Source organism: Rhodococcus sp. NPDC055024, assembly GCF_053608585.1.
This window is the reverse complement of the sequence record NZ_JBSGVT010000014.1, coordinates 97,431-123,064: the sequence shown is the minus strand read 5'-3', so window position 1 is coordinate 123,064 and position 25,634 is coordinate 97,431. Positions and strand designations below refer to the sequence as shown.

The 25,634-nt window shown below is 62.2% G+C and carries 27 protein-coding genes; 13 read left to right on the top strand and 14 right to left on the bottom strand.

The features are described 5' to 3' along the window. Nucleotides 1-24: 24 nt before the first annotated feature. The 3 genes from ACWF6P_RS25700 to ctaD form a co-directional block, all read right to left on the bottom strand. A complete protein-coding gene (locus tag ACWF6P_RS25700; RefSeq protein ID WP_378648712.1) occupies nucleotides 25-771 on the bottom strand; it encodes a peptidyl-tRNA hydrolase in 747 nt (248 codons plus the stop codon). A 53-nt stretch (nucleotides 772-824) separates the two neighbouring features. Then, nucleotides 825-2,045 carry a phosphoserine phosphatase SerB gene (gene serB, locus ACWF6P_RS25695; RefSeq protein ID WP_020969288.1) on the bottom strand — a complete coding sequence of 407 codons (1,221 nt, stop codon included), beginning with the start codon at nucleotides 2,043-2,045 and terminating at the stop codon, nucleotides 825-827. A gap of 115 nt (nucleotides 2,046-2,160) precedes the next feature. Next, on the bottom strand, nucleotides 2,161-3,951 hold the full coding sequence (ctaD, locus tag ACWF6P_RS25690) for an aa3-type cytochrome oxidase subunit I (RefSeq protein WP_020907234.1): 1,791 nt from the start codon (nucleotides 3,949-3,951) through the stop codon (nucleotides 2,161-2,163). Between the two features lie 349 nt (nucleotides 3,952-4,300). On the opposite strand from ctaD, the gene ACWF6P_RS25685 reads away from it, so the two are divergent. From ACWF6P_RS25685 to ACWF6P_RS25675, 3 genes are all read left to right on the top strand, one after another. Then, complete coding sequence (locus tag ACWF6P_RS25685) at nucleotides 4,301-5,296, top strand: ABC transporter substrate-binding protein (protein ID WP_042450041.1); 996 nt, start codon at nucleotides 4,301-4,303, stop codon at nucleotides 5,294-5,296. Between the two features lie 49 nt (nucleotides 5,297-5,345). Continuing rightward, nucleotides 5,346-6,440 (top strand): iron-siderophore ABC transporter substrate-binding protein, encoded by a 1,095-nt coding sequence (locus tag ACWF6P_RS25680; protein WP_452622971.1) that lies wholly within the window; start codon nucleotides 5,346-5,348, stop codon nucleotides 6,438-6,440. Nucleotides 6,441-6,506: 66 nt separating this feature from the next. After that, on the top strand, nucleotides 6,507-6,980 hold the full coding sequence (locus ACWF6P_RS25675) for an NUDIX hydrolase (RefSeq protein WP_452622970.1): 474 nt from the start codon (nucleotides 6,507-6,509) through the stop codon (nucleotides 6,978-6,980). Between the two features lie 96 nt (nucleotides 6,981-7,076). On the opposite strand, the gene nrdF is transcribed toward ACWF6P_RS25675, so the two are convergent. Then, the gene (gene nrdF / locus ACWF6P_RS25670; RefSeq protein ID WP_003944744.1) at nucleotides 7,077-8,042 is read right to left on the bottom strand and encodes a class 1b ribonucleoside-diphosphate reductase subunit beta; all 966 of its coding nucleotides are present in this window, start codon (nucleotides 8,040-8,042) and stop codon (nucleotides 7,077-7,079) included. A 170-nt stretch (nucleotides 8,043-8,212) separates the two neighbouring features. Here nrdF and ACWF6P_RS25665 point away from each other — a divergent pair, with 170 nt between their 5' ends. Both ACWF6P_RS25665 and ACWF6P_RS25660 read left to right on the top strand, forming a co-directional pair. Beyond that, a complete protein-coding gene (locus ACWF6P_RS25665; protein ID WP_378533891.1) occupies nucleotides 8,213-9,130 on the top strand; it encodes an SPFH domain-containing protein in 918 nt (305 codons plus the stop codon). Nucleotides 9,131-9,142: 12 nt separating this feature from the next. Next, nucleotides 9,143-9,355 carry a hypothetical protein gene (locus ACWF6P_RS25660; RefSeq protein WP_003944723.1) on the top strand — a complete coding sequence of 71 codons (213 nt, stop codon included), beginning with the start codon at nucleotides 9,143-9,145 and terminating at the stop codon, nucleotides 9,353-9,355. 60 nt (nucleotides 9,356-9,415) lie between these two features. Here ACWF6P_RS25660 and nrdE read toward each other — a convergent pair whose 3' ends face one another. The 3 genes from nrdE to nrdH all read right to left on the bottom strand — a co-directional run bounded on the left by nrdE (nucleotide 9,416) and on the right by nrdH (nucleotide 12,349). Next, nucleotides 9,416-11,599: a class 1b ribonucleoside-diphosphate reductase subunit alpha gene (nrdE, locus tag ACWF6P_RS25655; RefSeq protein WP_378449137.1), complete on the bottom strand. Its 2,184-nt coding sequence runs from the start codon at nucleotides 11,597-11,599 to the stop codon at nucleotides 9,416-9,418. Next, nucleotides 11,557-12,036 carry a class Ib ribonucleoside-diphosphate reductase assembly flavoprotein NrdI gene (gene nrdI, locus ACWF6P_RS25650; RefSeq protein WP_230812772.1) on the bottom strand — a complete coding sequence of 160 codons (480 nt, stop codon included), beginning with the start codon at nucleotides 12,034-12,036 and terminating at the stop codon, nucleotides 11,557-11,559. Before nrdI ends, nrdE begins: the two co-directional genes overlap by 43 nt. Nucleotides 12,037-12,118: 82 nt before the next feature. Then, nucleotides 12,119-12,349 (bottom strand): glutaredoxin-like protein NrdH, encoded by a 231-nt coding sequence (gene nrdH / locus ACWF6P_RS25645; RefSeq protein WP_019747886.1) that lies wholly within the window; start codon nucleotides 12,347-12,349, stop codon nucleotides 12,119-12,121. Nucleotides 12,350-12,640: 291 nt separating this feature from the next. On the opposite strand from nrdH, the gene ACWF6P_RS25640 reads away from it, so the two are divergent. After that, a complete protein-coding gene (locus tag ACWF6P_RS25640; RefSeq protein ID WP_452622969.1) occupies nucleotides 12,641-13,468 on the top strand; it encodes a siderophore-interacting protein in 828 nt (275 codons plus the stop codon). Between the two features lie 72 nt (nucleotides 13,469-13,540). Here ACWF6P_RS25640 and ACWF6P_RS25635 read toward each other — a convergent pair whose 3' ends face one another. Beyond that, entirely contained in the window at nucleotides 13,541-14,107 is a 567-nt protein-coding gene (locus ACWF6P_RS25635) for an NAD(P)H-dependent oxidoreductase (RefSeq protein ID WP_283303672.1), read from the bottom strand. Between the two features lie 106 nt (nucleotides 14,108-14,213). Here ACWF6P_RS25635 and ACWF6P_RS25630 point away from each other — a divergent pair, with 106 nt between their 5' ends. Together ACWF6P_RS25630 and ACWF6P_RS25625 are read left to right on the top strand one after the other, a co-directional pair. Then, a complete protein-coding gene (locus tag ACWF6P_RS25630) occupies nucleotides 14,214-14,813 on the top strand; it encodes a TetR/AcrR family transcriptional regulator (protein WP_003944690.1) in 600 nt (199 codons plus the stop codon). 35 nt (nucleotides 14,814-14,848) lie between these two features. Continuing rightward, on the top strand, nucleotides 14,849-15,628 hold the full coding sequence (locus tag ACWF6P_RS25625) for an META domain-containing protein (RefSeq protein ID WP_452622968.1): 780 nt from the start codon (nucleotides 14,849-14,851) through the stop codon (nucleotides 15,626-15,628). A gap of 19 nt (nucleotides 15,629-15,647) precedes the next feature. Here ACWF6P_RS25625 and ACWF6P_RS25620 read toward each other — a convergent pair whose 3' ends face one another. Continuing rightward, a complete protein-coding gene (locus ACWF6P_RS25620) occupies nucleotides 15,648-16,202 on the bottom strand; it encodes a nucleosidase (protein WP_452622967.1) in 555 nt (184 codons plus the stop codon). Between the two features lie 68 nt (nucleotides 16,203-16,270). On the opposite strand from ACWF6P_RS25620, the gene nadE reads away from it, so the two are divergent. After that, nucleotides 16,271-17,095 (top strand): ammonia-dependent NAD(+) synthetase, encoded by an 825-nt coding sequence (gene nadE, locus ACWF6P_RS25615; RefSeq protein WP_378650131.1) that lies wholly within the window; start codon nucleotides 16,271-16,273, stop codon nucleotides 17,093-17,095. 13 nt (nucleotides 17,096-17,108) lie between these two features. On the opposite strand, the gene ACWF6P_RS25610 is transcribed toward nadE, so the two are convergent. From ACWF6P_RS25610 to moaA, 3 genes are all read right to left on the bottom strand, one after another. Then, complete coding sequence (locus ACWF6P_RS25610; RefSeq protein ID WP_452622966.1) at nucleotides 17,109-17,864, bottom strand: hypothetical protein; 756 nt, start codon at nucleotides 17,862-17,864, stop codon at nucleotides 17,109-17,111. Between the two features lie 314 nt (nucleotides 17,865-18,178). Next, nucleotides 18,179-18,436, bottom strand: a complete 258-nt coding sequence (locus tag ACWF6P_RS25605) for a MoaD/ThiS family protein (protein ID WP_317555389.1) — start codon at nucleotides 18,434-18,436, stop codon at nucleotides 18,179-18,181. After that, nucleotides 18,429-19,487 carry a GTP 3',8-cyclase MoaA gene (moaA, locus tag ACWF6P_RS25600; protein ID WP_452622965.1) on the bottom strand — a complete coding sequence of 353 codons (1,059 nt, stop codon included), beginning with the start codon at nucleotides 19,485-19,487 and terminating at the stop codon, nucleotides 18,429-18,431. The genes ACWF6P_RS25605 and moaA overlap by 8 nt, the downstream gene beginning before the upstream one ends. A 111-nt stretch (nucleotides 19,488-19,598) precedes the next feature. On the opposite strand from moaA, the gene ACWF6P_RS25595 reads away from it, so the two are divergent. From ACWF6P_RS25595 to ACWF6P_RS25580, 4 genes are all read left to right on the top strand, one after another. Further along, nucleotides 19,599-20,801, top strand: coding sequence for a molybdopterin molybdotransferase MoeA (locus tag ACWF6P_RS25595; RefSeq protein ID WP_452622964.1), 1,203 nt, complete (start codon nucleotides 19,599-19,601; stop codon nucleotides 20,799-20,801). Nucleotides 20,802-20,829: 28 nt separating this feature from the next. Continuing rightward, complete coding sequence (gene moaCB, locus ACWF6P_RS25590; protein ID WP_452622963.1) at nucleotides 20,830-21,816, top strand: bifunctional molybdenum cofactor biosynthesis protein MoaC/MoaB; 987 nt, start codon at nucleotides 20,830-20,832, stop codon at nucleotides 21,814-21,816. Next, on the top strand, nucleotides 21,809-22,222 hold the full coding sequence (locus ACWF6P_RS25585) for a molybdenum cofactor biosynthesis protein MoaE (RefSeq protein ID WP_007731311.1): 414 nt from the start codon (nucleotides 21,809-21,811) through the stop codon (nucleotides 22,220-22,222). Before moaCB ends, ACWF6P_RS25585 begins: the two co-directional genes overlap by 8 nt. 228 nt (nucleotides 22,223-22,450) lie before the next feature. After that, nucleotides 22,451-23,896, top strand: coding sequence for a DEAD/DEAH box helicase (locus ACWF6P_RS25580; protein ID WP_452622962.1), 1,446 nt, complete (start codon nucleotides 22,451-22,453; stop codon nucleotides 23,894-23,896). A gap of 33 nt (nucleotides 23,897-23,929) precedes the next feature. Here the strand turns inward: ACWF6P_RS25580 and bluB are convergent, their stop codons facing one another. Next, the gene (gene bluB / locus ACWF6P_RS25575) at nucleotides 23,930-24,559 is read right to left on the bottom strand and encodes a 5,6-dimethylbenzimidazole synthase (protein ID WP_452622961.1); all 630 of its coding nucleotides are present in this window, start codon (nucleotides 24,557-24,559) and stop codon (nucleotides 23,930-23,932) included. Continuing rightward, entirely contained in the window at nucleotides 24,556-25,608 is a 1,053-nt protein-coding gene (locus ACWF6P_RS25570; protein WP_452622960.1) for a CobW family GTP-binding protein, read from the bottom strand. Before ACWF6P_RS25570 ends, bluB begins: the two co-directional genes overlap by 4 nt. Nucleotides 25,609-25,634: the final 26 nt, after the last annotated feature.

The following is a 25,634-nucleotide window of genomic DNA, read 5'->3' as shown; positions in this document are numbered from 1 at the left end:
GATACTGGACTGGTCGGTTGAGTCTTACGGAACCGCGATGACTGTCATGGAACCCGGTGCGACTTCCGTGAACCCTGCATCACGAACCGCGACGGCCTCCGACTTCTTCAATCGATCTACCGCCTCGGCCCACTGTTTCGGACTTGCGTCGCGGACCGAGCAGCGAAAGTCGTTCTGCGCCCAGGTCCAGCATTGTTCCTCGGACATGGCCGCTGCCAACAACATCGAGGCATGGCCGACCTGAGCCGACGCCTTGCCTACCGTCATCTCGAGCGCCGCGTCGATCCACAGCACCGGCAGTCCAGGCTCGGGCGGTCCGGGTTCGTCGTGCTCGAGATCGGTGCCACCGATCTGCAACTTCTTGATTCGGGGGTCCAGTTCTCCGACCGGCCCGGGAACCAACGCCCGCGCCTGGGCACCATCCACGTCGACGGTGATGCCCGGTACCTCCTGCGCCGCAAGCCACTGAGCACCTCGCGCTCGACGAGACACCTTCCGGATCCGGGCGCCCACCCAGGCTGAATAATCCTCGTGCCACGGGCCGGGTTCCCCGTCTTCGGTGAACCCGACGCGTTCGTCCAGGCACAGCGCAACTGCCGCGGTTGCCGCAGCCTCGAGCAGTGCAGTGCGCTTCGGCGGGTCTGCCTTCGGAATATGGAGAACGATCGGCATCGCCAGCACCAGCGCCGGATCCGCAGGATCGTCTTGCCCACCGTATCCAGCGGCCAGCACCGCGTGACGCTGGCGCCACCGAGAATCGGGGCCGGACATCACAGTTGGATCTGAAGTCACAGCTGGATCGGAGGTGACTGCTGGATCGGAACTCATGGAATCGGTACGCGTCGTACGCCACCGTCGACGGCGTCTGCCGCCTCGACCTCGTCGCGAGTCACACCGAGAATGAACAGCACAGCATCGAGGAAGGGGTGCGACAGAGCCGCATCCGCTACCTCACGCAGCGCAGGCTTGGCGTTGAACGCCACACCCAGGCCCGCAGCGTTGAGCATGTCGATGTCGTTGGCACCGTCACCGACGGCGACGGTCTGTTCCATCGGCACACCGACCTGATCGGCGAACTTGCGCAGCGCCACGGCCTTCGCAGCCCGGTCGACGATCTCACCGATCACACGTCCGGTCAGCTTGCCGTCGACGATCTCGAGGGTGTTGGCGTGTACGAAGTCTAGTTCGAGTTCGTGTGCGAGGCCTTCGATGACCTGGCGGAAGCCACCGGACACGACGCCGCAGTGGAATCCGAGGCGGCGCAGGGTGCGAATGGTGGTGCGTGCACCCGGCGTCAGTTCGATGCTCTCTGCCACCTCGTCGATGACGGATGCGTCGAGACCGGCGAGTGTGGCCACCCGCTGGTGCAGTGATTCGGTGAAGTCGATCTCGCCGCGCATTGCAGCTTCGGTGACTGCGCGGACCTCGTCCTCGACGCCGGCCTTCGCGGCCAGCATCTCGATGACCTCGCCCTGGACGAGCGTCGAATCCACGTCGAACACGATCAGACGCTTGGCCCGGCGAGCGAGACCTGCGCGCTCGACCGCGATGTCGACGTTTTCGAGTGCAGCAACCTCGGCGAGTCCGGTGCGCAGCTTCGCGTCGCCGTCGACAGTATCCGCGGCACTGACGCTGAGTTCGAGACCGGTGACGGGATAATCGGCGACACCACGGATGGAATCGATGTTGGCGCCCTGCTTCGCGAGTTCGCGCGCAACCGATCGCATAGCGCGAGCATTGACCGGGCTGCCGAGAACAACTACCGCATGGGTGGACACCGCGGGCCGTCCGGGATCGGCACCGATTTCGATGTCGACGTTCATTCCGACCGTCGCCATCGCCTGTTCGAGTTCTTCCTGAAGCGCTTCGGGATCGTTCGGGCAGGCCACCATGACTCCGAGTGTCAGTCGACCTCGAATCACCACCTGCTCCACGTCGAGTAGACGCACATCGTGCCGCGACAGCGCCGCGAACAATACCGAGGTGACGCCAGGGCGGTCCGGCCCGGTCACAGTCACCAGAACAGTGGTGTCAGAGGCACCCACCGAAAACTCCGATCGTTTCTTCGTTCGCGTCTTTATCGTCACTATTGTGCCAAGCGAAAGGCCCCACCCGTTACTCGGGCGGGGCCTTCGCGATTACTTCAGTGTGTTACTTCGCTCAGGAGCGGCTGTCGGTGCCGGGGTCGCCTTCGTCCCCGACTGTCAGCGGCTCGTGACGAGCATCTTCGAGCACGGTGCTGGCGTTCTTCCCGCCGTGGCCGGGGCCGACGTGCGCTTCCGCGCGCATCCGCTCCACCATGTGCGGGTAGTGCAGCTCGAACGCCGGGCGTTCGCTGCGGATGCGCGGCAACTCGGTGAAGTTGTGACGCGGCGGCGGGCAGGTGGTTGCCCACTCCAGCGAGTTTCCGTAACCCCACGGATCGTCGACGGTGACAACTTCGCCGTAGCGGTAGCTCTTGAAGACGTTCCAGATGAACGGAAGCGTCGAGGCACCGAGTACGAAGGCGAAGATCGTGGACACCGAGTTAAGAACCGTGAATCCGTCCGAGGGCAGGTAGTCGGCGTAACGACGCGGCATACCTTCGGCACCGAGCCAGTGCTGAACGAGGAACGTGCCGTGGAAGCCGACGAACGTGGTCCAGAAGTGCCACTTGCCGAGGCGCTCGTCCATCATGCGACCGGTCATCTTCGGGAACCAGAAGTAGATACCGGCGTACGTGGCGAACACGACCGTGCCGAAGACCACGTAGTGGAAGTGGGCGACGACGAAGTAGCTGTCCGTGACGTGGAAGTCGAGCGGCGGGCTCGCGAGGATGACACCCGACAGACCACCAAATAGGAAGGTGATCAGGAAGCCGATCGAGAACAGCATCGGCGATTCGAAGGTCAATTGCCCCTTCCACATCGTGCCGATCCAGTTGAAGATCTTCACACCTGTCGGCACGGCGATCAGGAACGTCATGAACGAGAAGTACGGCAGGAGAACAGCGCCGGTTGCGTACATGTGGTGAGCCCACACCGCGATCGACAGAGCGGCGATGGCCAACGTTGCGTACACCAGACCGCTGTAGCCGAAGATCGGCTTACGGCTGAAGACCGGGAAGATCTCCGAGACGATGCCGAAGAACGGCAGCGCGATGATGTACACCTCGGGGTGACCGAAGAACCAGAACAGGTGCTGCCACAGGAGCACACCGCCCGTTGCCGGGTCGAAGATGTGCCCACCGAGATGGCGGTCGACGAACAGGCCCATGAATGCAGCGGTCAGCAGCGGGAACGCCAGCAGGATCAGGATGCTGGTGATGAAGATGTTCCAGGTGAAGATCGGCATGCGGAACATGGTCATACCGGGTGCGCGCAGGCAGATCACGGTGGTGACCATGTTGACGCCACCGAGGATGGTGCCGAGGCCGGCGACGGCCAGACCCAAGACCCACAGGTCGGCGCCGACGCCGGGGCTGTGCAGCGCGCTGGTCAGCGGCGTGTACGCCGTCCAACCGAAGTCTGCTGCGCCACCGGGCGTGACGAATCCGGCCGTCGTGATGATCGCACCGAACAGGTACAGCCAGTAGCTGAACGCGTTCAGGCGCGGGAACGCGACGTCGGGTGCACCGATCTGGAGCGGAAGAATGTAGTTCGCGAAGCCGAAGACGATCGGGGTCGCGTACAGCAGCAGCATGATCGTGCCGTGCATGGTGAACAGCTGGTTGAACTGTTCGTTGGAAAGGAACTGCATGCCGGGTACAGCAAGTTCGGCACGCATCATCAGTGCCATGAGGCCACCGATGAGGAAGAAGGCGATGGAAGTCGCCAAGTACATGATTCCGAGCACCTTGGGATCGGTGGTCGTGATCATCTTGAAAATGAATGAGCCCTTGGGTCCCTGCCGCGGCGGGTAAGGCCTGGCCGGCGCTATCGTGGGGACTGGCTGGGGCGCTACGGCAGTCACTGATCCTCCTGAATGTGCCTTTGGTCGCTCCGCAGACTCCGTCAAAGAGCCCTTGGTTGCGCCCGCAGGGTCCGTCGCCCGGGCTGCGGACAACGGCTTCTGGCTTGCGCTCATCGAATCGTAGACCGTGACTCCGAGGCACCGCGACCCGGTCCTACTCTGCGTCGTACTCGAGCATCCGTTTTTGGGGGCACCAAACGAACGACCTGCGGTTTATGTTCCCTCGGGAGTCCGAACCCACATCCGAATCGGCGTGTCGTACCCGTCGAAGAATTCGGCCGGTGTCCGTTTTCGGCCATCTCCTCCACTGATAAGGTCACCCTCGCCTAACTCACCTCAGGAGTATTCAGTGAAATTCTTTCCCCGCCGCGCCGCGCTGGTAGCTGTCGCAGCCTCGATCGCCTTGGTCGTTCCAGCCTGCTCGAGTAACGACGAGCCCGCTGCAACCACCACCTCGACCGAGTCGGGCGCATTCCCCCGCACGATCGAACACTTCCGTGGAAGCACCGAAATCCCGGCAGCACCCCAGCGGATCGTCGCGCTCGACAACAGCTTCACCGACGCCGTCCTTCTCCTCGAATCCCCGCTCGTCGGCTACGTCGACTACCGCGAGCCCGGTCTGCCCGACTACCTCGGATCCTCGCGGGAGGAATTCGCCGCGGACGCCGTCTCGGTCGGCACGGTCAGCAGTGCAAGCCTCGAGAAGATCGCCGCACTGCAGCCGGACCTCATCATCTCCGCCGAGGTCCGCGACGGGAAGAACTACGAGCAGCTCTCCGCAATCGCGCCCACCGTCTTCACCCAGACGACCGGTCCGACGTGGAAGGACAACATCCGCGTAGTCGGTGAAGCGCTGGGCAAGGAATCGCTGGCCGAGGCGAAAATCACCGAATACGAAACACGCGCGGCTGCCGTCGGCAAGGAAATCAACGAGAAGGCGAACAACCCGGTCATCTCGGTAGTCCGGTTCGCCGGTGAACCGACCGCACGTCTCTACCGCACCACCTCGTTCAGCGGCATCGTTCTTCAGGACGCCGGATTGAAGCGCCCGGACAACCAGGGACCTGACCCCGCCGATGCCGGCAACATCATGATGAAGATCAGCCCCGAGCTGATCAACGAAGCCGACGCGGACGTCATCTTCATCAGCACCTGGCAGGACGCCGAGGGCAAGAGCGCCGAAGCTGCGAAGCCGTTCCTCGAGAGCCCGCTGTGGCAGACGCTTCGAGGACGCAAGGTCGACGTGGACGATTCACGTTGGATGTCGCCGGTCAGCATCCAGGGCGCCCACATGATTCTCGACGACCTCTCGGACACGTTCGAGGTGGACAAGCAGAACAGCTGAGTCGAACAGCTAACCTGAACGGCGCCCGCTCACACAGGAAGCCGTCGACTTGTCTGTTCTCTCACGCACGTCTGTTCTCTCACGCACGACCGCCCGCACGTCCGTTCGTCGCGTCTCGATCCTGGGGATCACCGCCACGATGCTCGTCCTCGGTGGTTGCTCGTCCGACTCGTCGGACGATCCGGCGAGCACCATCGTCCGGACCACTACGTCGATCGCCGGTGCCGGCGTGATGGGCATCGAACGCGACACCGCCACCGCGTGCCCGACGCCGACGCAAGCCGACCCGGGAGCGGGCCCCGAGGTGAAGCGTCGAGTCGTACACACTGCGGGTGAAACCGAGGTTCCTTCCGATCCCCAACGGATCGTGGTCCTCGACAGCGTCTCGATGGACGCCGTGTGCGCCCTCGGTCTGTGGGAGCGGGTAGTGGGCGCCGCGACCGGTGTCGACTCGCCTCAACCGTCGTACCTCGGTTTCGGCATCTCGGAGATTCCGAGCGTCGGCCCCGTGAGCGCACCCGACGTCAACGCCGTGAAGGCCGCCGCGCCGGACTTGATCCTCGGGTCGAGTCCGGCGTCCGACGGCTTGTACGGGCAACTCGACGCCATCGCCCCCACCGTGTTCGCGGGCTCGGATCCCGTGTATTGGAAAGCGCAGTTCGCGCTGGCCGGTCAGGCACTTGGCCGCTCGTCGGCGGCGTCGGCGGAGCTCGATCGATACCAGCAGGACGTCGTGCAACTCGGCGACGCATTGAATGCATCACAGACGCAGGCCTCAGTGGTTCGGTTCGGTTCGAAGGACCTGCAGATCGAGGGTCCCGCGTCCTTCGCCGGACAGATCCTCAGTGACGTCGGCGTCCGGCGCCCACCGGCCCAGCGATTGACCGATGCGACCACAGCACCGATTCCGGCCGACGATCTCAGCGCAGCCGACGGCGACTTGATCTACGTCCTCTTCGACGGGTCGAACGGCCGTACCTACGGCACCGAGGTCATGAAAAGCGATCAGTGGCAGGACCTCGCCGCCGCCTCCGATCGGCGTGTGTTCGTGGCGGAAGACGAAATCTGGAACGGAAACGGGATGACTGCCGCCCATGCCGTATTGGCGGATTTGAAGGGAACCTTGAACGGATATGCGAGCTGACCGGAACGAAACACGACTCCCACATTCGAGACAGCTCGCCGCAACCGTGATGTTCGGATTCTGATCATGCCGATCCCGGAATTCATTGTCGCCCTGCGCGAGAAGGTCGGTCATGCGCCGCTCTGGCTGTCCGGAGTAAGCGTCGTGATTCGCGACGACGACGGTCGGGTCCTGCTCACCCGCCGAGCCGACAACGGTCAATGGGCCGTCGTGTCCGGTGTTCTCGAGCCCGGCGAGGAACCGTCGTCGGCGGCGGTGCGGGAGGCGAAGGAAGAAACCGGAGTCGACGCCGAATTGGTTCGGATCACGAGTGTCGATGTCACAGAGCCCATTACGTACCCCAACGGCGACGTGACTCAGTACCTGGACGTGTGCTTTCTGGCCAAGTGGACCGGCGGAGAAGCGCATGTGGCGGACGACGAGAACCTCGAAGTCGCGTGGTTCGCGCCGAGCGAACTGCCTTCGGACATGACGGAAACCTCGCGGCTACGCCTCGAAAAAGCGTTGCAGGACAAGCCGGAAGCGTGGTTTCTGCGCTAGTCCACTCCCCCATGGACAATCGAAGCCCGATTCCTGCGTGTGCAGGAGTCGGGCTTCGTTTGATATAGGCGCTCTAGAAGTCCCGAGCGGGTCGCTCTAGAAATCCCAGTCGTCGTCTTCGGTGTTGACGGCCTTGCCGATGACGTAGGAGCTTCCCGAGCCGGAGAAGAAGTCGTGATTCTCGTCCGCATTCGGTGAAAGTGCCGACAGGATAGCCGGATTGACGTCCGTCTCGTCCTTCGGGAAGAGGCCTTCATAGCCGAGGTTGTTGAGTGCCTTGTTGGCGTTGTAGCGCAGGAACTTCTTGACGTCCTCGGTCAGACCGACGCCGTCGTAGAGGTCCTGCGTGTAGTCGACCTCGTTCTCGTAGAGCTCGAAGAGCAACTCGAACGTGTAGTTCTTGAGCTCTTCGCGCTCGGCCTCGGTGAGCTGTTCGAGGCCCTTCTGGTACTTGTAGCCGATGTAGTACCCGTGCACGGCCTCGTCACGGATGATGAGGCGGATGAGGTCGGCGGTGTTGGTGAGCTTGGCGCGCGAGGACCAGTACATCGGCAGGTAGAAGCCGGAGTAGAAGAGGAAGCTCTCGAGGAGCGTCGAGGCGACCTTGCGCTTGAGCGGCGACTCGCCGTTGTAGTAGTCGAGAACGATCTGCGCCTTGCGCTGCAGGTTGGGGTTCTCCTCCGACCAGCGGAACGCGTCGTCGATGTCCGGGGTGGAGCACAGCGTCGAGAAGATCGAGCTGTAGCTCTTGGCGTGCACCGATTCCATGAAGGCGATGTTGGTGTAGACCGCTTCTTCGTGGGGAGTGATTGCGTCGGGGATGAGACTGACCGCGCCGACGGTCCCCTGAATGGTGTCGAGCAACGTCAGACCCGTGAAGACACGCATCGTGAGCTGCTGCTCCTGCGCGGTCAGCGTTCCCCAGGACGGGATGTCGTTGGAGACCGGCACCTTTTCGGGCAGCCAGAAATTGCTGACGAGGCGATCCCACACCTCGGCGTCCTTCTCGTCCTGGACGCGGTTCCAGTTGATGGCGGAAACGCGACTGACCAGCTTGACCATAATTCCTACCTAGCGAGAGAGATACTGCCGAATGTTGGCTTGCCTGAACACTACCCGTTGTGTCGGGTCCGCGATGCCAACACAACAACATGTGTCGCACGCGCCCCTCCACATGGATCAAAAATGTGATATCAATTAAATATCACTTACCGATGGAAAGCGAGTCTCGCATGACCAGCACCCCTACCGTGGCCGAGAAACCGACCGGTGTCGCCACCACCACGATCGCCGAACGCCCAGGCTGGGACCTGTCCGGCGGGTGGATGCTTCTCGGCGGCGTCCTTTTGTTCCTGGCCGGAATCGCGCTGTCCGTCGTAGGCGGAGTTCTGGGACTCTTTGCCCTGATTCCGGTCGGAGTGGTGCTGTTCATCGCGTCACTCCCCCTGCTGATGGGTCTGACTTTGGTGCAACCGAATCAGGCCAGAGTTCTTCAGCTCCTGGGCAGCTCGTACAGCGGCACCCTGCGCACGCCGGGACTGCGATGGACGAACCCGCTGACGGTCCGTCGATCGATCTCCACGCGTATCCGAAACCATGAGACCGGTCAGGCGAAGGTGAACGACGCCGACGGCAATCCCATCGAGATCTCGGCGGTGGTCGTCTGGCAAGTCGCCGACACTGCGCTCGCGTCGTTCCAGGTGGACGACTACGAGGAGTTCGTCTCGGTGCAGACCGAGGCGGCCGTCCGCCATATCGCCGGCAGCTATCCGTACGACGCCGAAGGCCGAGTTTCGTTGCGCGAGAACGCCGATATCATCACAACCACCTTGTCGGAGGAGGTTCACGCCCGCGTGCGGGCGGCAGGTGTCGAAGTGATCGAGACACGGATTAACAGGCTCTCCTATGCACCGGAGATCGCCAGCGCGATGCTTCGGCGCCAGCAAGCGGGTGCTGTGATCGCCGCGCGCAAGCAAATCGTCGAAGGTGCGGTGTCCATGGTCGACATGGCACTCAAGCAGCTCGAGGAAAAGCACGTCGTCGAACTCGACGAGGAACGCAAGGCCACGATGATCAGTAACCTTCTGGTCGTGCTGTGCGGCGACCGCGACGCTCAACCGGTGCTGAACACCGGTTCGCTCTACCAGTAAAGGAAAGGCCACATGGCCACGGATCCAGCTCCGAGATCCGAGCGTAAGAAGATCCTGCTTCGGTTGGATCCTGCGGTGCACGACGCGCTCGCCCGGTGGGCGGCCGACGACCTCCGAAGTACCAACGCCCAGATCGAGTTTCTCCTTCGGCGCGCACTCACCGAACACGGTCGTATGCCGAAGAATGCCGGCAAGATGCACGGCCCCGGCCGTCCGCCGGCCTGATACCCCTGTGCGCCTTTTCGGTAGCAGTCACTACCAAAAAGGCGCACGGGGGCGAAGCCCCTACAACATGCAGGAAACGCAGCCCTCGACCTCGGTGCCTTCGAGTGCCATCTGACGCAGACGGATGTAGTACAGCGTCTTGATGCCCTTACGCCACGCGTAGATCTGCGCCTTGTTGATGTCGCGCGTGGTGGCGGTGTCCTTGAAGAACAGCGTCAGGGACAAGCCCTGGTCGACGTGTTGCGTTGCGGCAGCATAGGTGTCGACGATCTTCTCGTACCCGATTTCGTAGGCATCCTGGTAGTACTCCAGGTTGTCGTTGGTCAGGTAGGGCGCCGGGTAGTAGACGCGACCGATCTTGCCTTCCTTGCGGATCTCGATCTTCGACGCCACCGGGTGGATGGAGCTGGTGGAGTAGTTGATGTACGAGATCGAGCCGGTCGGCGGGACGGCCTGAAGGTTCTGGTTGTAGATACCGTGCTTCTGGACCGAAGCCTTCAGCTCACGCCAGTCGTCCTGGGTGGGGATGTGCAGCTGCGCATCGGCGAAGAGTCCGCGGACCTTGTCGGTTGCCGGCTCCCAGACCTGGTCGGTGTACTTGTCGAAGAATTCACCCGAGGCGTACTTCGACTCCGGGAAACCCTTGAAGTACGAGCCGCGCTCGATGGCGATCTTGTTCGACGCACGCAACGCATGGAAGAGCACGGTGTAGAAGTAGATGTTCGTGAAGTCGATGCCTTCTTCGCTGCCGTAGAAGATCCGCTCACGAGCGAGGTATCCGTGCAGGTTCATCTGACCGAGGCCGATGGCGTGAGAGTCGTTGTTGCCCTGCTCGATCGACGGCACCGAGTAGATGTGCGTCTGGTCGGACACTGCTGTCAAACCGCGGATCGAGACCTCGATGGTCTTGGCGAAGTCGGGCGAATCCATGGTCTTCGCGATGTTCAGCGAACCCAGGTTGCAGGAGATGTCCTTGCCGACCTTCGAGTAGGAAAGATCGTCGTTGAACAGCGAGGGCGTCGAAACCTGCAGGATCTCCGAGCACAGGTTCGAGTGCGTGATCTTGCCTTCGATCGGGTTGGCCCGGTTCACCGTGTCCTCGAACATGATGTACGGGTAGCCCGACTCGAACTGCAATTCGGCGACGGTCTGGAAGAACTCACGAGCCTTGATCTTGGACTTGCGAATTCGCTTGTCGTCGACCATCTCGTAGTACTTCTCGGAGACGTTGATGTCGGAAAACGGAACACCGTAGATGCGCTCGACGTCGTACGGCGAGAACAGGTACATGTCCTCGTTCTTCTTCGCCAGTTCGAAAGTGATGTCCGGGATCACGACGCCCAGAGAGAGCGTCTTGATACGGATCTTCTCGTCGGCGTTCTCACGCTTGGTGTCGAGGAAGCGGTAGATGTCGGGGTGGTGCGCGTGCAGGTACACAGCTCCGGCGCCCTGACGCGCGCCCAACTGGTTGGCGTAGGAGAACGAGTCCTCGAGAAGCTTCATGATCGGGATGACACCCGAACTCTGGTTCTCGATTTTCTTGATCGGCGCGCCGTGCTCACGAACGTTGGTGAGCAGCAAGGCAACACCGCCACCGCGCTTGGAAAGCTGCAGTGCCGAGTTGATGGAGCGACCGATGGACTCCATGTTGTCTTCGATGCGAAGCAGGAAGCAGGACACGGGCTCGCCGCGCTGCTTCTTGCCCGAGTTCAGGAACGTCGGGGTGGCGGGCTGGAAGCGTCCGGCGATGATCTCGTCGACGAGTTCGACGGCCAGGTCTTCGTTGCCTGCGGCCAGTGTGAGCGCAACCATGCAGACACGATCTTCGAACCGCTCGAGGTAACGCTTGCCGTCGAAGGTCTTGAGTGTGTAGGAGGTGTAGTACTTGAACGCGCCCAGGAACGTCGGGAAGCGGAACTTCTTGGCGTACGCGTGATCGATCAGGAACTTCACGAAAGTACGTGAGTACTGATCGAGAACCTCAGGCTCGTAATAGTTTTCCTCGACGAGGTAGTCCAACTTCTCGTCGAGGTTGTGGAAGAACACGGTGTTCTGGTTGACGTGCTGCAAGAAGTACTGACGGGCTGCGGCGACATCCATCTCGAACTGGATCTCACCGTTGGCGCCGTACAGGTTGAGCATGGCGTTGAGTGCGTGGTAGTCGAGACCGTTGGTGGAATCACCGCCGCGTGCATCACGCTCTACGCTTCCTGCCGCGATCGTGTCAGTGATGGTTGGCGCCACTGCCCGTGCTCCTTCTCTGTTTCGAGATGATTCCAGAACTCCCCCAAGCCTTCTCGTACTCGGTCTACGTCCTCGGCAGTGCCCATGAGTTCGAACCGGTACAGAAAAGGAACGTGGCATTTCTGGGAAATGATGTTTCCTGCATAGCAAAAGGACTCACCGAAATTGGTGTTTCCCGCCGCGATCACTGCTCTGATCAACGACCTGTTGTGTGGATTGTTCAAAAAACGAATGACCGGCTTCGGCACATAACTGGTGTCGCGCCCTGTCACGGTGGCCCCGCCACCATAGGTGGGCAGAATCAGCACATAGGGCTCGTCTACGCGAAATGAGCCGTCACGGTCATGGATGGGTATACGTGTCGCAGGCAGGCCGAGACGTTGAACGAATCGGTGGGTGTTCTCCGACACGCTGGAAAAATAGACCAGCGAAGTCATCGGTTGTCACCATTTTCTTGTACGGTGCCCGGAACTACTCAGATGTGTCGGCGGAGGTGTCCACCGCCGACACTGCGGCGCTTCAAGCAGCGACGGTCAGGGTCTTGATGCGATCGGGACGAAAGCCCGACCAGTGATCTTCACCGGCAACCACGATGGGCGCCTGGAGGTACCCGAGAGCCATGACGTAGTCGCGGGCTTCGGCATCCTCGGTGATGTCGATGATGTTGTATTCGAGACCGGCCTTGTCGAGGGCGCGGTAGGTGGCATTGCACTGAACGCAAGCGGGCTTGGTGTAGACGGTGATGCTCATGAGAGTCCCTCTTTCGCTTAGCCAACAAAGGCCGATGTAGTGATGTTCAGCACCGATTCGACCGATTGCCGGAGTCTCGCTCAAGGCGTTCCGCGTTGTGGTCTCTCAGTGCTCAAGACACTACACCTAGTGGCCGACAGAAACACATAACGCGAGATGTTGTGAGTCACATCGTTGAAATTCCCAGGTCGCCCCAGTTCAGCGCCCTCATTTCCCGGCGCGTCGGCGTGTCGCCCGTCACATTCTCTTTTGGTGCTCGCCGGCCACTCGGAACCGCGCCACGGACCTACCATGAGCGTCGTGGAAACACCCCCGAAGGACGAAGCACCGCGCCACCAGGCCACCGTGACGAGAACGCAGCAGGTGACACCACTGATGCGCAGAATCACCTTCGGCGGCACCGGCCTGAGCGACTTCGACACCAGCGGAAGCCCCGACGAACGGGTGCTCGTCAGATTCCCTCTCGATCCCCCTCACGCCCGCAGTTACACGGTCCGGCGCTGGCAGCCGTCGACGAACGAACTGGAGATCGACTTCGTTCTGCATGGTCATGGCGGAGCCGCTCTCTGGGCCGAGAATGCGCAAGCAGGCGAGACCGTCCACCTCTCGACTGCCAGCGGATGGTTCAAGCCGCCGGCAGTGTGCGACTGGCTCCTACTCGTCGCCGATCACGCCGCCCTGCCGGCAGTCGGACGGATTCTCGAAGAGGCCCCGGACGGTCTGCCGATCCGCGTCCTCGCACAGGTACCCGCACCGAGCGAACAGCAGACGTTCACCACGCGCGCCGACGCTCACTTCCGGTGGATCGACACAGCGGACTCTCTCCTCACCGAGCTGGTTGCCGATCCCTTACCTCCCGGCACCGGTTACATCTGGTGCGCAGTCGAGGCCGCGGCTGCCAGACGCATCCGCACCCATCTGCGTCGAACGTGGAAAATCCCGGCAACGCACATGCACGTGATGGGCTATTGGCGCGAGGACAAGGAGAACTGGGAGCGTCGGTACGCCGTCGCCGCCGACCGTATCGATGCCGCGATGGGCGAAGCGATGATGGCGGGCAAGGATTTCGAGTCGATTCGCGACGCCGTCGACGACGCGATGGAACGCGAAGGGCTCTAGCGCACATGTGGGCCTGACCCACATACGAGTGAGGGCCACGCCTTTCGGCATGGCCCTCAGCTGTGAAACGGATCAAGCGTTGACGAGCTGCTTGCTGGCATCGACGAGGTCGGAGACGACCTTGGAGACCTGAGCGAGCACCTCTGCGTTCTCACGCGGGTGAAGCTCGCCGAACAGTGCGCCGGTTCCACCGATGCTCAGTGCGGTGTCCTCGACAACCTTGCCACCGGCGATACCGACTGCCTTGGTGGTGTCTTCGTGTGCCCACTTGGCGCCGTTGCCGCTGGGCGAAGCGCTGATGACTGCTACAGCCTTGTCCTTGACAGCGCCGACGCCGTACGGACGCGAAATCCAGTCGATGGCATTCTTCAGCACTGCGGGGATGGTGCCGTTGTACTCGGGCGTGACGAGCAGGAACGCGTCCGCGTTGCTCGCAGCGGAGCGCAGCGCATCGACAGCGGGGATGGAAGCACCCTCGACGTCGATGTCTTCGTTGTAGAAGGGAACGTCGGCGAGGCCTTCGAAGACCGTCAGCGCAGCACCCTCGGGCGCGGCGGACACAGCAGTCTCGGCAAGCTGGCGATTGACGGATCCGGCGCGCAGGCTGCCGACGAGAACGAGAACATTGGTCTGTGACATAACGAGTTTCCTTCGAGAGTGGTGCGGTTGGTGGCTCCGGTTGAAAGTTATATCAACTAAACGGACCGCGGTCCACTTACATTCCCCAGCCCTGTAATCTGATCCCGTGAGCGCAATCCCCCTCCCCCAGATCGGCGCCGCGCCGGTCGAGCGCGGTGACGCAGCACGTAACCGCGTACTTCTGCTCGACGCCGCAGCCCTCCTCGTCGCTGAGCGAGGTGTCGACGCGGTGACGATGGATGCCGTCGCCTGCCGAGCCGGTGTGGGCAAGGGCACAGTTTTTCGGCGCTTCGGCAATCGATCAGGACTGATGCAGGCTCTGCTCGATCACACGGAGCGAGAGTTGCAGCAGGCATTCATGTTCGGCCCCCCACCGTTGGGCCCGGGTGCGCCACCGATCGAGCGCCTCATCGCGTTCGGCCGCGCCCGGATCGCCATGGTGGAAGTACAGGGCGAAGTTCTCCGCGCCGCGGAGAATGCCCCCGAATACCGCTTCGGCGGTCCGGCCCGAGCACTCGGCATCGCTCACGTCATCGGACTTCTCCGAGGAGCCGGCGTCGAGGGCGACCTGGATCTGCTCGCTTCGGCGCTGCTGGCACCACTCGAAGCGTCGCTTGTCCTTCATCAGGTACGCGATCTCGGGATGACCACCGAGCGCCTGGCGGCCGGCTGGGAAGACCTTGCCCGACGCGTTACTCGATGTTGACTCCCCAGATCCGTCCCACCACTTAATGTGAGCCCATGCGCATCGCTGCAGCCGTCATCGGCCTCCTGACCATCGCCGCGGTAAGCGGTTGCTCCGCTTCGTCCGACTCCCCCGAGGACAAGTCGGACCCCTCCGGGCGCGTCTTCATCTCGACCTCGGTCGACGGAACACCGATTCCCGGCGGCGGCCCGCTGACTCTCGACTTCAGCCAAGCCGGTCGAGTATCCGCGAGCGCCGGATGCAACACCGCGAACGGCTCGGTCGAGTTCACTGACGGCAAACTGACCACCGGAACCATGGCGTCGACCATGATGGGCTGTCCTCCCGGTATCGCCGAATCCGACGCCTGGACAACAACATTGCTGACCGCCGCGCCGGCGTGGAGCCTCGACGGCGACACCCTCACCCTTACCTCCGGCGATGCCACCGTCACCCTGCAGGACAAGAAAATCGTCACGCCGGATCGAGTGCTCCAAGGCACGACCTGGACCGTCACGTCTCTCATCAGCCCCGACGCGATCAGTACGAGTCAGGCGCTCGAGACGTCAGCTCCCGAGCTCACGATCGCCACAGACGGTTCGGTCAGCGGGACCACCGGATGCAATCGCATGACCGGAAGCGCCCAGGTATCCGACACCACAGTCACGTTCGCGCCGATGGGAACCACTCGCATGGCGTGTCCCGAGGAGAACATGGACATCGAGCGTCAGGTCCTGGCAGTGCTCGACGGTGAAGTGAGCTACACCATCGACGCCGACACGCTGACACTGCGCAAGCCCGACAACACCGGATTGATACTGACTGCGCAGGCCTGATCAGACGGTGCAGGCCTGATCAAACATTGTCCAGCAGCCAGCGTCCCAACTCACGGGCGCTGGCATCGATCATCGCCGGCCAGTCCATGGCCGAGTCGTCCGCGTGATCGCTGACGTGTTTGACGAGGCGACAGGTGGCACCCGCTGCCTGCGCGGCGAATGCGATGGCAAAACCCTCCATGTCGACCAGATCTGCGCGCTGAGCGAGGGCATCGCGGGTCACCGCGTCGGCGATGAATGCGTCGCCGGTGGCCAATACAGAGTCGTCCCCGTCGTCGAGCACCAGACGATCCACGACGTCGTGTCCCAACGCTCGAATCGCGGTGCTGCTGATGTCGTGATTGACGACAACGCCGGGAACATAGAGACCACCGTGGTGCGCATGCAGCGCACCGGCTGTCCCGATGTTGACGACCAGCGGGAGGTTCTCGCGCTCGTACCGCGCGAGAGCGGAGGCGACTGCTGTTGCAGCACTGACCTTTCCGATCCCTGTGATCAGCAATTCGTATCCTTGCGGCACATAGGCCGCTTCCGACTTCGTCGCACTGACCACCAGAACGTTGTTCGCACTCATGTGCGCGACCGTACCGCCCACGTTGCGGTGGCACTGCACGCGCCTGCTCACATCGCTAGAGTCCATTCATGGCCACACTGCGTGAAAGCATCATCGAAGAACTCGGCACAAAGCCGACAATCGACGCCGCAGCGGAGGTTCGCGCGCGAGTCCAGTTCCTGAAGGACTACCTGCGCTCGACCCCCGCCACAGGGTTCGTGCTGGGAATCAGCGGCGGTCAGGACAGCACGCTCGCCGGGGCTCTCGCCCAACGCGCCGTCACCGAGCTTCGCGAAGAAGGCCACGACGCCGAGTTCGTCGCGGTCCGACTCCCCTATGGCGCACAAGCCGACGAATCCGATGCACAGATCGCACTCGGCTTCATCAAGCCGGACCGCTCGCTCACGGTCAACGTCAAGCCGGGCGCCGACGCCACAGCCCGCGAGGCGTCCGAGGCGTTGGGGAACGGCGAACTGCGCGACTTCGTCCGAGGCAACATCAAAGCGCGCGAACGAATGGTCATTCAGTACGCGATTGCCGGGCAGCTCGGCTACCTGGTGATCGGTACCGACCATGCCGCGGAAGCGATCACCGGCTTCTTCACGAAATTCGGTGACGGCGGCGTCGACATCACCCCGCTCACCGGCCTGAGCAAACGTCAGGGCGCTGCGCTCCTGCAGGAATTGGGCGCACCGGAGAGCACGTGGCGCAAGGTTCCGACCGCCGACCTCGAGGACGACCGGCCCGCACTGCCCGACGAAGTTGCCCTGGGTGTCACCTACTCACAGATAGACGACTACCTCGAAGGAAAGGACGTTTCCTCCGAGGTAGCCGAAAAGCTCGAGAAGATGTTCACCAACACTCGTCACAAGCGCACGGTGCCGGTAACCCCCCTCGATAACTGGTGGCAGTAGCTCTTATCCGCGACTAGCTACCGAACAGGCTGCCGAAGATGTTGCCCAGCGAACCCGTTCCCGAGGCCGGATCCTTCTTCGCGAAGTTGGTGGTGCATCCGTTGAACTGCACCGCATCGACCAGCGTCGAAGTCGCTGCCGAACCGGTTCCCACGCTGACGCCGTAGTGATCGACAACCGCGTTCGGGTTCGCAGCAACGATGTCCGCCAAAGGCACTGACACGCGGTTCTTGGCACCGTCGATGTCCTGAGTGCTCCACCACACCCCCTTCTGAAGATCCGCGTGAACGCCGCCGTCAGCCGTCGGCGTCGCGTCAGGTCCGGGGACCCATACCAGGGTGGTGAATCCGTTCTCGAACTTTCCGCCGGTGGTTCCGGTGAGGCGGAGCTGGAACGCTGCAGTCGGCGTGGCGGCGCGCTCGGCAAAGCCGATCGCCTTGCTGACTGCGTCGGAGAGCTTGATGCCGCCGGCCGAATGATAGGAAACCGAACGATCGCCGGTGCCGTCGACGGCGAGCTTCAGTGAACCGTCCTTGTCCAGGACATTTTCGGCCGAGTACGACGCGGTCTGGTCCTTCTCGTCGGCGAACGGGATGCCCCATCCGTTCGGCGTCGTTTCGGTGGACAGGGTCGAGCACGAGGCTTCCGGAGCAGAAGAGCCGAGCGAACCGGTGGACGGAAGTGCAGTAGCAATTGCCGGAGCAGTGAGTGCAGCTGCTCCGAGGAGTGCTACGACGACTCCGACACGGCGCGTGGAATTAATCGACATTGAAATACCTTTCGCATATCCCGACTGGAATTGCGCCAAAATTAACACATGTCGACAATTACCAACAGCGGAGGAATTTCTTTTGTCATCCGAACAGATGACAATTGGCATCGGCAAACAAAAATGCAATCACTCCCCTAAAAGTAGGAGAAATGAAACAAAACGACCAATTCTGGACAATTGACCAAGAATAGAGAACATGAGGATAAACGCTACGTGAAGTGCAGAAATATCACTCAGCCCATTTGAACCGGACCGCTAAAATCCGACAATAAATCTGCCGCCGACAAATAGCTACGCCGACAATGCTCGGACTATCCTCCCGCGAATGGCGGAAGAATATCGACAGCACTACCGGAGGGCCGAGTGACGTCTCGAGTCAACTCGTCACCCACTAGGAAAGCCGAGACCGACAGCACTCGCTCCATCTCCGGCCCGTATTGCCCGACCAGCACCGCCACCAACTCTGCAAGTGTGTTGTCGGGCGAGATAGCGACTACCTCGCTGCGACACCCGGACACATCCGCTGCAGCAGCAAAGTATCGAACCGAGATCGAATGCGAATCAGCCACCAATCGCTCCCATACTTCTTTCCGGCGGAACGAAGTCCGCGGCGTCGATGCCATGCCCTGCCCACTTGTTCCACATCGCACCGCGCCACAAATCCGCAAGTTCGTCATCACTTGCTCCCGACCTGAGCGCCGCACGCAAATCGACTTCGCGATCACTGAACAAACATGACCGAATTGTCCCTTCGGCGGTCATTCGGGTCCGGTCGCAATCACTGCAGAAGGAACGGGTCACGGAAGCGATGATTCCTACCGTCATCAAGGTCCCATTGACACGCCATTCTTCAGCTGGAGCCGACGGGTCTTCGCGGCCTATTGCTTCCAATTCGAAACGGCCACTCAAAACGGACAACAATTCAGCCGCGGTCACCATATTCTCGCGGGCCCATGCGTGATCTGCATCCAGAGGCATTTGCTCGATGAAACGCAATTCGACGCCGGCATCGAGGCACCACTGCAAAAGGTCCGCCGCGCCGAGGAGCGTTTCACGCATGAGAACCGCATTTATCTTCAGTGGCGCGAGTCCGGCCGCCGCAGCTGCTCGAATTCCCGCGAGAACCGATGGCAGCCTGTCTCTACGTGTCAATTCTGCGAAGTGGGCGCGGTCAACCGAATCCAGAGAAACATTGACGCGGGTCAGACCCGCTGCGGCCAACTTCGCAGCACGATGTTCGAGCCCAACGGCGTTGGTAGTCATGGCAAGTGGAATACCCGGCACGCGAGTAGCGCACCCGGCGATGATCTTTTCGAGGTCGCTGCGCATCAGTGGTTCCCCGCCGGTGAACCTCACTTCACGAATACCGGCTCGTTCGACGCCGATTCCGACCACTCGAATGATCTCGTCAGCGCTCAGAAGATCTTCCGCGGCGATGGCCGGTAGGCCTTCCTCCGGCATACAATACGTACAACGAAGCGAACACTTCTCGGTGATCGACACTCGCAGATCTCGGGCAACACGCCCGAACCTGTCGACCAGGAGATCGGTCTCGGGACGGCCGGTGAGGGCGGCGGCGTCAAACCGCACGGTGGGAATTCCCATCGAGACCACTGTCATCACTTCACCAACTTCCGTATTGCTCCAGTATGACCGAAAGCCGTACTCCGTGTGTCGGACGGACCACACCGCCTAGGATCAAAACATGTCGAGGTTGTCGAGGTTACTGTCATGAGCGCGCGTTCGGTCGAGGAACACGCGTCGCACATCTCCGAATTGCTCTCGGGCCTGCACACCCTCTCTCCGTCGGAGGTTCCGACGGCAGAAGCGTTGGGGCGCATAACTTGCTCTGATATCGCATCTCCAGTGGACCTCCCGCTCTTTCGTAACTCTCAGATGGACGGATATGCGGTCGACGCCGCCTCCGTGGCCTCGGTTCCCACCACGCTGACGGTTCGAGGTGTGATCGCCGCCGGAAGCGGAAAACCACCGAAACACCTTCCAGGATCGGCATTTCGCATCATGACCGGTGCGCCGCTCCCCGAGGGTGCCGACGCCGTCGTTCCCGTCGAGGACACCACGGGCGTCACCGAACACGTCGTCACCATCGAACGGGGCAGGTCTGTAGGCGAATTCGTTCGCGAACGCGGCAGTGACATCACTGCCGGAATGCTACTGGTCACGGCGGGAACGCACTTGGAACCTCGCCATATCGCTGCACTGAGTGCCGTCGGGTTGGCCTCACTCGACACGTACACGAGGCCACGGGTCGCTGTCATCACGACGGGCGCCGAACTCAAGAGTGCCGGAACAACTCTCGAACCCGGCGAGATCTACGATTCCAACGGTGCAGCTTTGGCAACATTGGCCGAAGCCAACGGTGCCGATGTCGTATCCGTCGCTCGAAGCAGTGACGATCCGGCTGAGTTTCGCGAATTGCTCTCGTACGCAACCTCGGTCGCCGATCTGGTTTTCACCTCCGGCGGAGTATCGATGGGCGACTTCGAAGTGGTGAAGGAAACCCTCACACCCTTGGGTGCGCAATTCGGCCACGTCGCAATGCAACCAGGTGGCCCTCAAGGCACCGCCGTGGTGAACGAAGTACCCGTACTGAGCTTCCCGGGCAACCCGGTCAGCACGATGGTCTCGTTCGAGGTCTTCGCACGCGGGGAACTGCGCCGCGCGGCGGGCCTGCCCGCGATACCTCGCGAGCGACGCCCGTTGAATGCGCCATTGCGTTCGGTGGAAGGCAAGCGACAGTTCCTGCGAGCGCGCAAAACTCCGGGCGGAATCGAACTCGTGGCCGGACCCGGTTCACACCTCGTCGCAGCAATGGCGTGGGCCGACGTCTTGATCGACATCCCCGCTGCCGTCACCGAACTCGGTGCGGGCGATCTCGTCGACGTGATTCCACTCTCGACTACCTCGATTTGATTCACTCGATCTGATTCGAAGGACACTCATGACCGAATTGACACACGTCGACAGCGAAGGCCGCGCACGCATGGTCGACGTCAGCGCCAAGGCCGAGACGACGCGGATCGCCGTCGCTGCCGGTGAACTTGTCACGACCGCCGAGGTGGTCCGCCTCGTCCGCGCCGACGGCATGCCCAAGGCCGATGTCCTCACCACCGCACGCATCGCCGGAATCGCCGGCGCAAAGAAGACGTCCGAACTGATTCCGTTGTGTCATCAGCTCGCACTTTCGTCGGTCAAGGTGGAATTCGGATTCACCGAAACCTCGATCACCGTCGAAGCGACGGCGAAGACTCGCGGACAGACCGGCGTCGAGATGGAAGCACTCACCGCCGTCGCGGTGGCCGGCCTGACCTTGCACGACATGGTCAAAGCAGTCGATCCCGGCGCCACCATGAACGGTGTGCGTCTGCTCACCAAAGACGGTGGTAAACACGGACATTGGACCCGCGACACTCAGGGCACCCCGGCTTCTCCGGCGCACGTCTTCACCTCGGCACGGTCCGCGACCGTCCTCGTCGCTTCCACCGGCGGCGCCAACGGAACCAGACCCGACACCACCGGGCCGACGATCGCGGCCTGGCTACGCGAACGAGATTTCGAGGTGCGTGGACCGCTCGTGTACGCCGACGCAGACATCGCGGCGGGCATAGCGGACGCGAAGCAGGGCTCCCCGTCGCTTGTCATCAGTACCGGCGGCACCGGCGCTTCCCCCACGGATGCAACCCCGGAAGCTACCCGCTCGGTCTTGACCCGTGAGTTGCCCGGGGTCGCAGAAGCGATCCGAACCAAGGGACTCGAGAAGACCCCGCACGCATCACTGAGCCGTGGTGTGGCAGGTCTCACAGGTACGACGGTCATCGTCAATCTTCCGGGTTCTCCCGGCGGAGTGAAGGACGGTCTCGCCGTCCTCGAACCCATCATCGATCACCTGCTCGCGCAGGTCGCAGGCGGAGGAGCACACGATGAGTGAGCTACTGGCTCGGATCTCAGAGCAACCGATTCATGCAGACACCGTCGACGCGGCCGTGGCCGGTCCGAAGAACGGTGCTGTTGTGGTGTTCACGGGAACGGTGCGCAATCACGATGGAGGCCAAGCGGTTTCGGCGTTGGAGTACCAAGCGCATCCGGATGCCGAACGCTTCCTCCAGACATGCTGCCAAGAAGTTGCAGCCTCGACCGGCCTACCGGTCGCCGCGATTCATCGCGTCGGGCATCTCGAGATCGGAGACCTCGCGCTGGTCGCCGCCGTCGCCGCGCCACACCGCGCGGAGGCGTTTGCCGCGTGCGCCGAACTTGTCGAGCGCATCAAGCACGAGGTACCGATCTGGAAGCGGCAACACTTCGCGAACGGCGTCTCCGAATGGGTCGGGTTGTAGGTCGAACGCTCCGGGAAGGTAGAGTTGCGATCACTAGGTGCCTGAAATCGGGCATCCAGCGTCGTAGAACGCAAAATTTCTTGCTGAGTGCTCAATGCACCCGCTCTTCTTACGGCGAAGAAGCCTGCCGACCGGCAGCGCCGCCACCACTGTGCTTGATTGTTCGACCGGTTAATTCCCGTGTCGGCATCCGGGCACGAACACGTGCCCGAAAGGCTCTGAACACACTTGTCTGACATCTCTACGCCCGCTACCACCTTCGCAGCCCTCGGTGTGCGCGCACCGCTGGTGAAAGCTCTCGAAGACGGCGGAATCACTTCTCCGTTCCCGATCCAGATCGACACCCTCCCCGACACTCTCTCGGGTCGCGACGTACTGGGCCGCGGAAAGACCGGAAGCGGAAAGACGCTCGCGTTCTCCATCCCCATGGTCTCTCGCCTCGCCGGCGAACTGTCCGGCGGCAAGCGTCGCCCGGGTCGACCGCTCGGCTTGGTGCTCGCACCCACGCGTGAGCTAGCCACCCAGATCACCGCAACCCTCGAACCGTTGGCCGCCGCATACGACTTGCGCGTGACCACGATCTTCGGCGGCGTGTCGCAGCACCGCCAGGTTCAGGCTCTGAAGGCCGGAGTCGACATCGTCGTCGCCTGCCCCGGTCGCCTCGAAGACCTCATGAAGCAGAAGTTCGTCAGCCTCGACGCCGTCGAGATCACCGTGCTCGACGAGGCCGACCACATGGCCGACCTCGGCTTCCTGCCCGTCGTCACCCGCATCCTCTCGTCCACGCCGCAGGACGGGCAGCGCCTGCTGTTCTCGGCAACGCTCGACAACGGCGTCGACAAGCTCGTCAAGCGTTTCCTCAAGAACGAGGTCATGCATTCGGTCGACGAGGCCAACTCCCCCGTCGCCGCGATGACGCACCACGTGTTCGACGTCGACGGCGTCGAAGCCAAGAAGGCTCTGGTCGAGAAGCTCGCTTCCGGTACCGGACGTCGCATCCTGTTCATGCGCACCAAGCACCAGGCTCGCAAGTTGGCTCGCCAGCTCACCGAGTCGGGCATCCCGTCCGTCGACCTGCACGGCAACCTCTCGCAGGCCGCTCGCGACCGTAACCTGGCAGCTTTCTCCGCCGGTGAAGCGCGCGTCCTCGTCGCCACCGACGTCGCAGCGCGCGGCGTCCACGTCGACGATGTCGAGTTGGTCGTTCACGTCGATCCCCCGGCCGAGCACAAGGCTTACCTGCACCGCAGTGGTCGCACGGCTCGCGCAGGCAGCGCCGGCGACGTGGTCACAGTGGTCTTGCCCGAGCAGCGTAAGGATCTCGCGATCCTCATGCGTAAGGCAGCCATCAAGGTGACGCCGGTTCGTTCGACGGCCAACTCCGAGCACGTCGTCAAGTTGGTCGGCGACATCGCACCGCACGTCACTCCGGCTCCGAAGGCTCCGGCCCAGCCGAACGGTGGACGCGGACAGCGCCCCGCCGGCCAGGGTGGACGCGGCGGCGCAGCACGTTCGGGTCAGGCTCGCTCCGGACAGGGCGGTCAGTCACGCGGTGCACGCACCGGCGGCGCTGCCCGTCAGGAACATGCCGGCGGCGGCGCTCGCCGTCCCCGCACCGGCGGCGGCGGCGGCGCTCGCACTGCGGGCTCCACCGGTGGCCGTCCCGCACGCTAGGTCGTCCCGCGCGCTAGGCCACACAGGCACAATTCAATAGGTTTCGTAGTGGACAGCGTCGGCCAATGGCCGACGCTGTCGCCATCCGAAGCGCTCGAGATCCGGAACCTGTTGGAATTCAGTCACCTTCCCGACGCACAGCCACGCAATGGGGCGAACGGGTGACGGAATGCCCATGAGTTCGGTGAGGTACTTCTCGTCGTAGAACGAAACCCAGCCGATGCCGATCTCCTCGGCGACCGCGGCGAGCCACAAATTCTGAATCGCGAGCACTGCCGAGAACAGGCCGGTGTCGTCGACGGTGTGGCGGCCGAGGATGTTCGGGCCACCGCGTGACGGGTCGTAAGTGACGACAATCCCGGTACCGCTCTCGGCGATTCCCTCGATCTTGATGGGGTCGAACGTCGGGCGGCGATCCTCGGGCAAAGACTGCGCGAAATTCAGCCTGGCATCGGCGACGTGTGCCGCGAAGGTGTCGAGCGTCTCCGGATTACGAACGACGACAAAATCCCATGGTTGCGTGTTTCCCACGCTCGGCGCGCGATGAGCGGCGTCGAGAATTCGCATGAGAGTTTCGTCCGGGATGATCTCTCCCGAGAACTCGGCGCGAACGTCTCGTCGTCGCCGAATCGCTTCGTACACGGATACCGCTGATTCACTCACGCTCCGACGGTATAGCGGTGCAATCCCAGCATGGCGTCGGGGTGCGGTTCGACCGTTTCTTCTCGTACGCAGGTGCGCAGGGCGCTGCCCACCGCTCCCGAATCCATCCCGGTACCGATCACGACCAGTTGCGTAGTTCGAGGTTCGCCCGACTTCCATCGCAGCGGGGTGATCCGGACATGATCACCCACCGATTGGATCTCGAATTTCCCTGTGTAGCCCGGAATCTCGAAGTTCACAAATCCCTTGATGCGGTAAACACCCGACGGCTGATTCTCGAGAAAGTGTGTCAGAGCCCTGGCATCGAGTGGCATCTCCGATATGAAATCAACCGACTCGTAGCGATGGTGCAGGTGATCGTGGTGACAGGAGCCGTCCTCGTGATCGTGGTCGTGTCCGTCGCGCAGGAGCTCGTCGAGGCTCAGTTGATCACCCGGAGCGGGAGGGATCACCTCGCCGGAATCGAACAACAGAGCGGGGTCTATCCGCGAGTGCGACGTTTCCACTATGGGCGCTCGCGGATTCAACTCACGAATTCCGGCCGTGAATCGCTCGCGCTCGGCGACGGGAACGCTGTCGATCTTGTTGACTACCACCAGATCTGCCAGGCGAACATGTTGATCGAGTTCGGGATGTTCGCTGCGAACGGTCGAGAAATTGGCTCCGTCGACCATGACCACCAGTCCGCCGTAGACGACGGACGGGTTCCCACTCCCGAGGACGAGACGAATCATGTTCCGCGGCTCGGCAAGCCCGCTGGCCTCGACGACGATCACGTCGATCCCGGATTGCCGGTGCGCCAGCTTGCTCAGCATCTCGTCCATGTCGGAGACGTCGACAGCACAGCACAAACAGCCGTTGCTGAGCGTGACCATCGAATCGACCTGACCGGCGACCATCATCGAATCGATGTTGACAGAGCCGAAGTCGTTGACGATCACGCCGATGCGTACGCCGTCGTTGTTACGCAGGAGATGGTTGAGCAGCGTCGTCTTGCCCGAACCGAGAAAGCCTGCGACGACTATTACGGGAATCTGCTTCTTCGCCACCACACAACCTTCCGAAACCACACGTA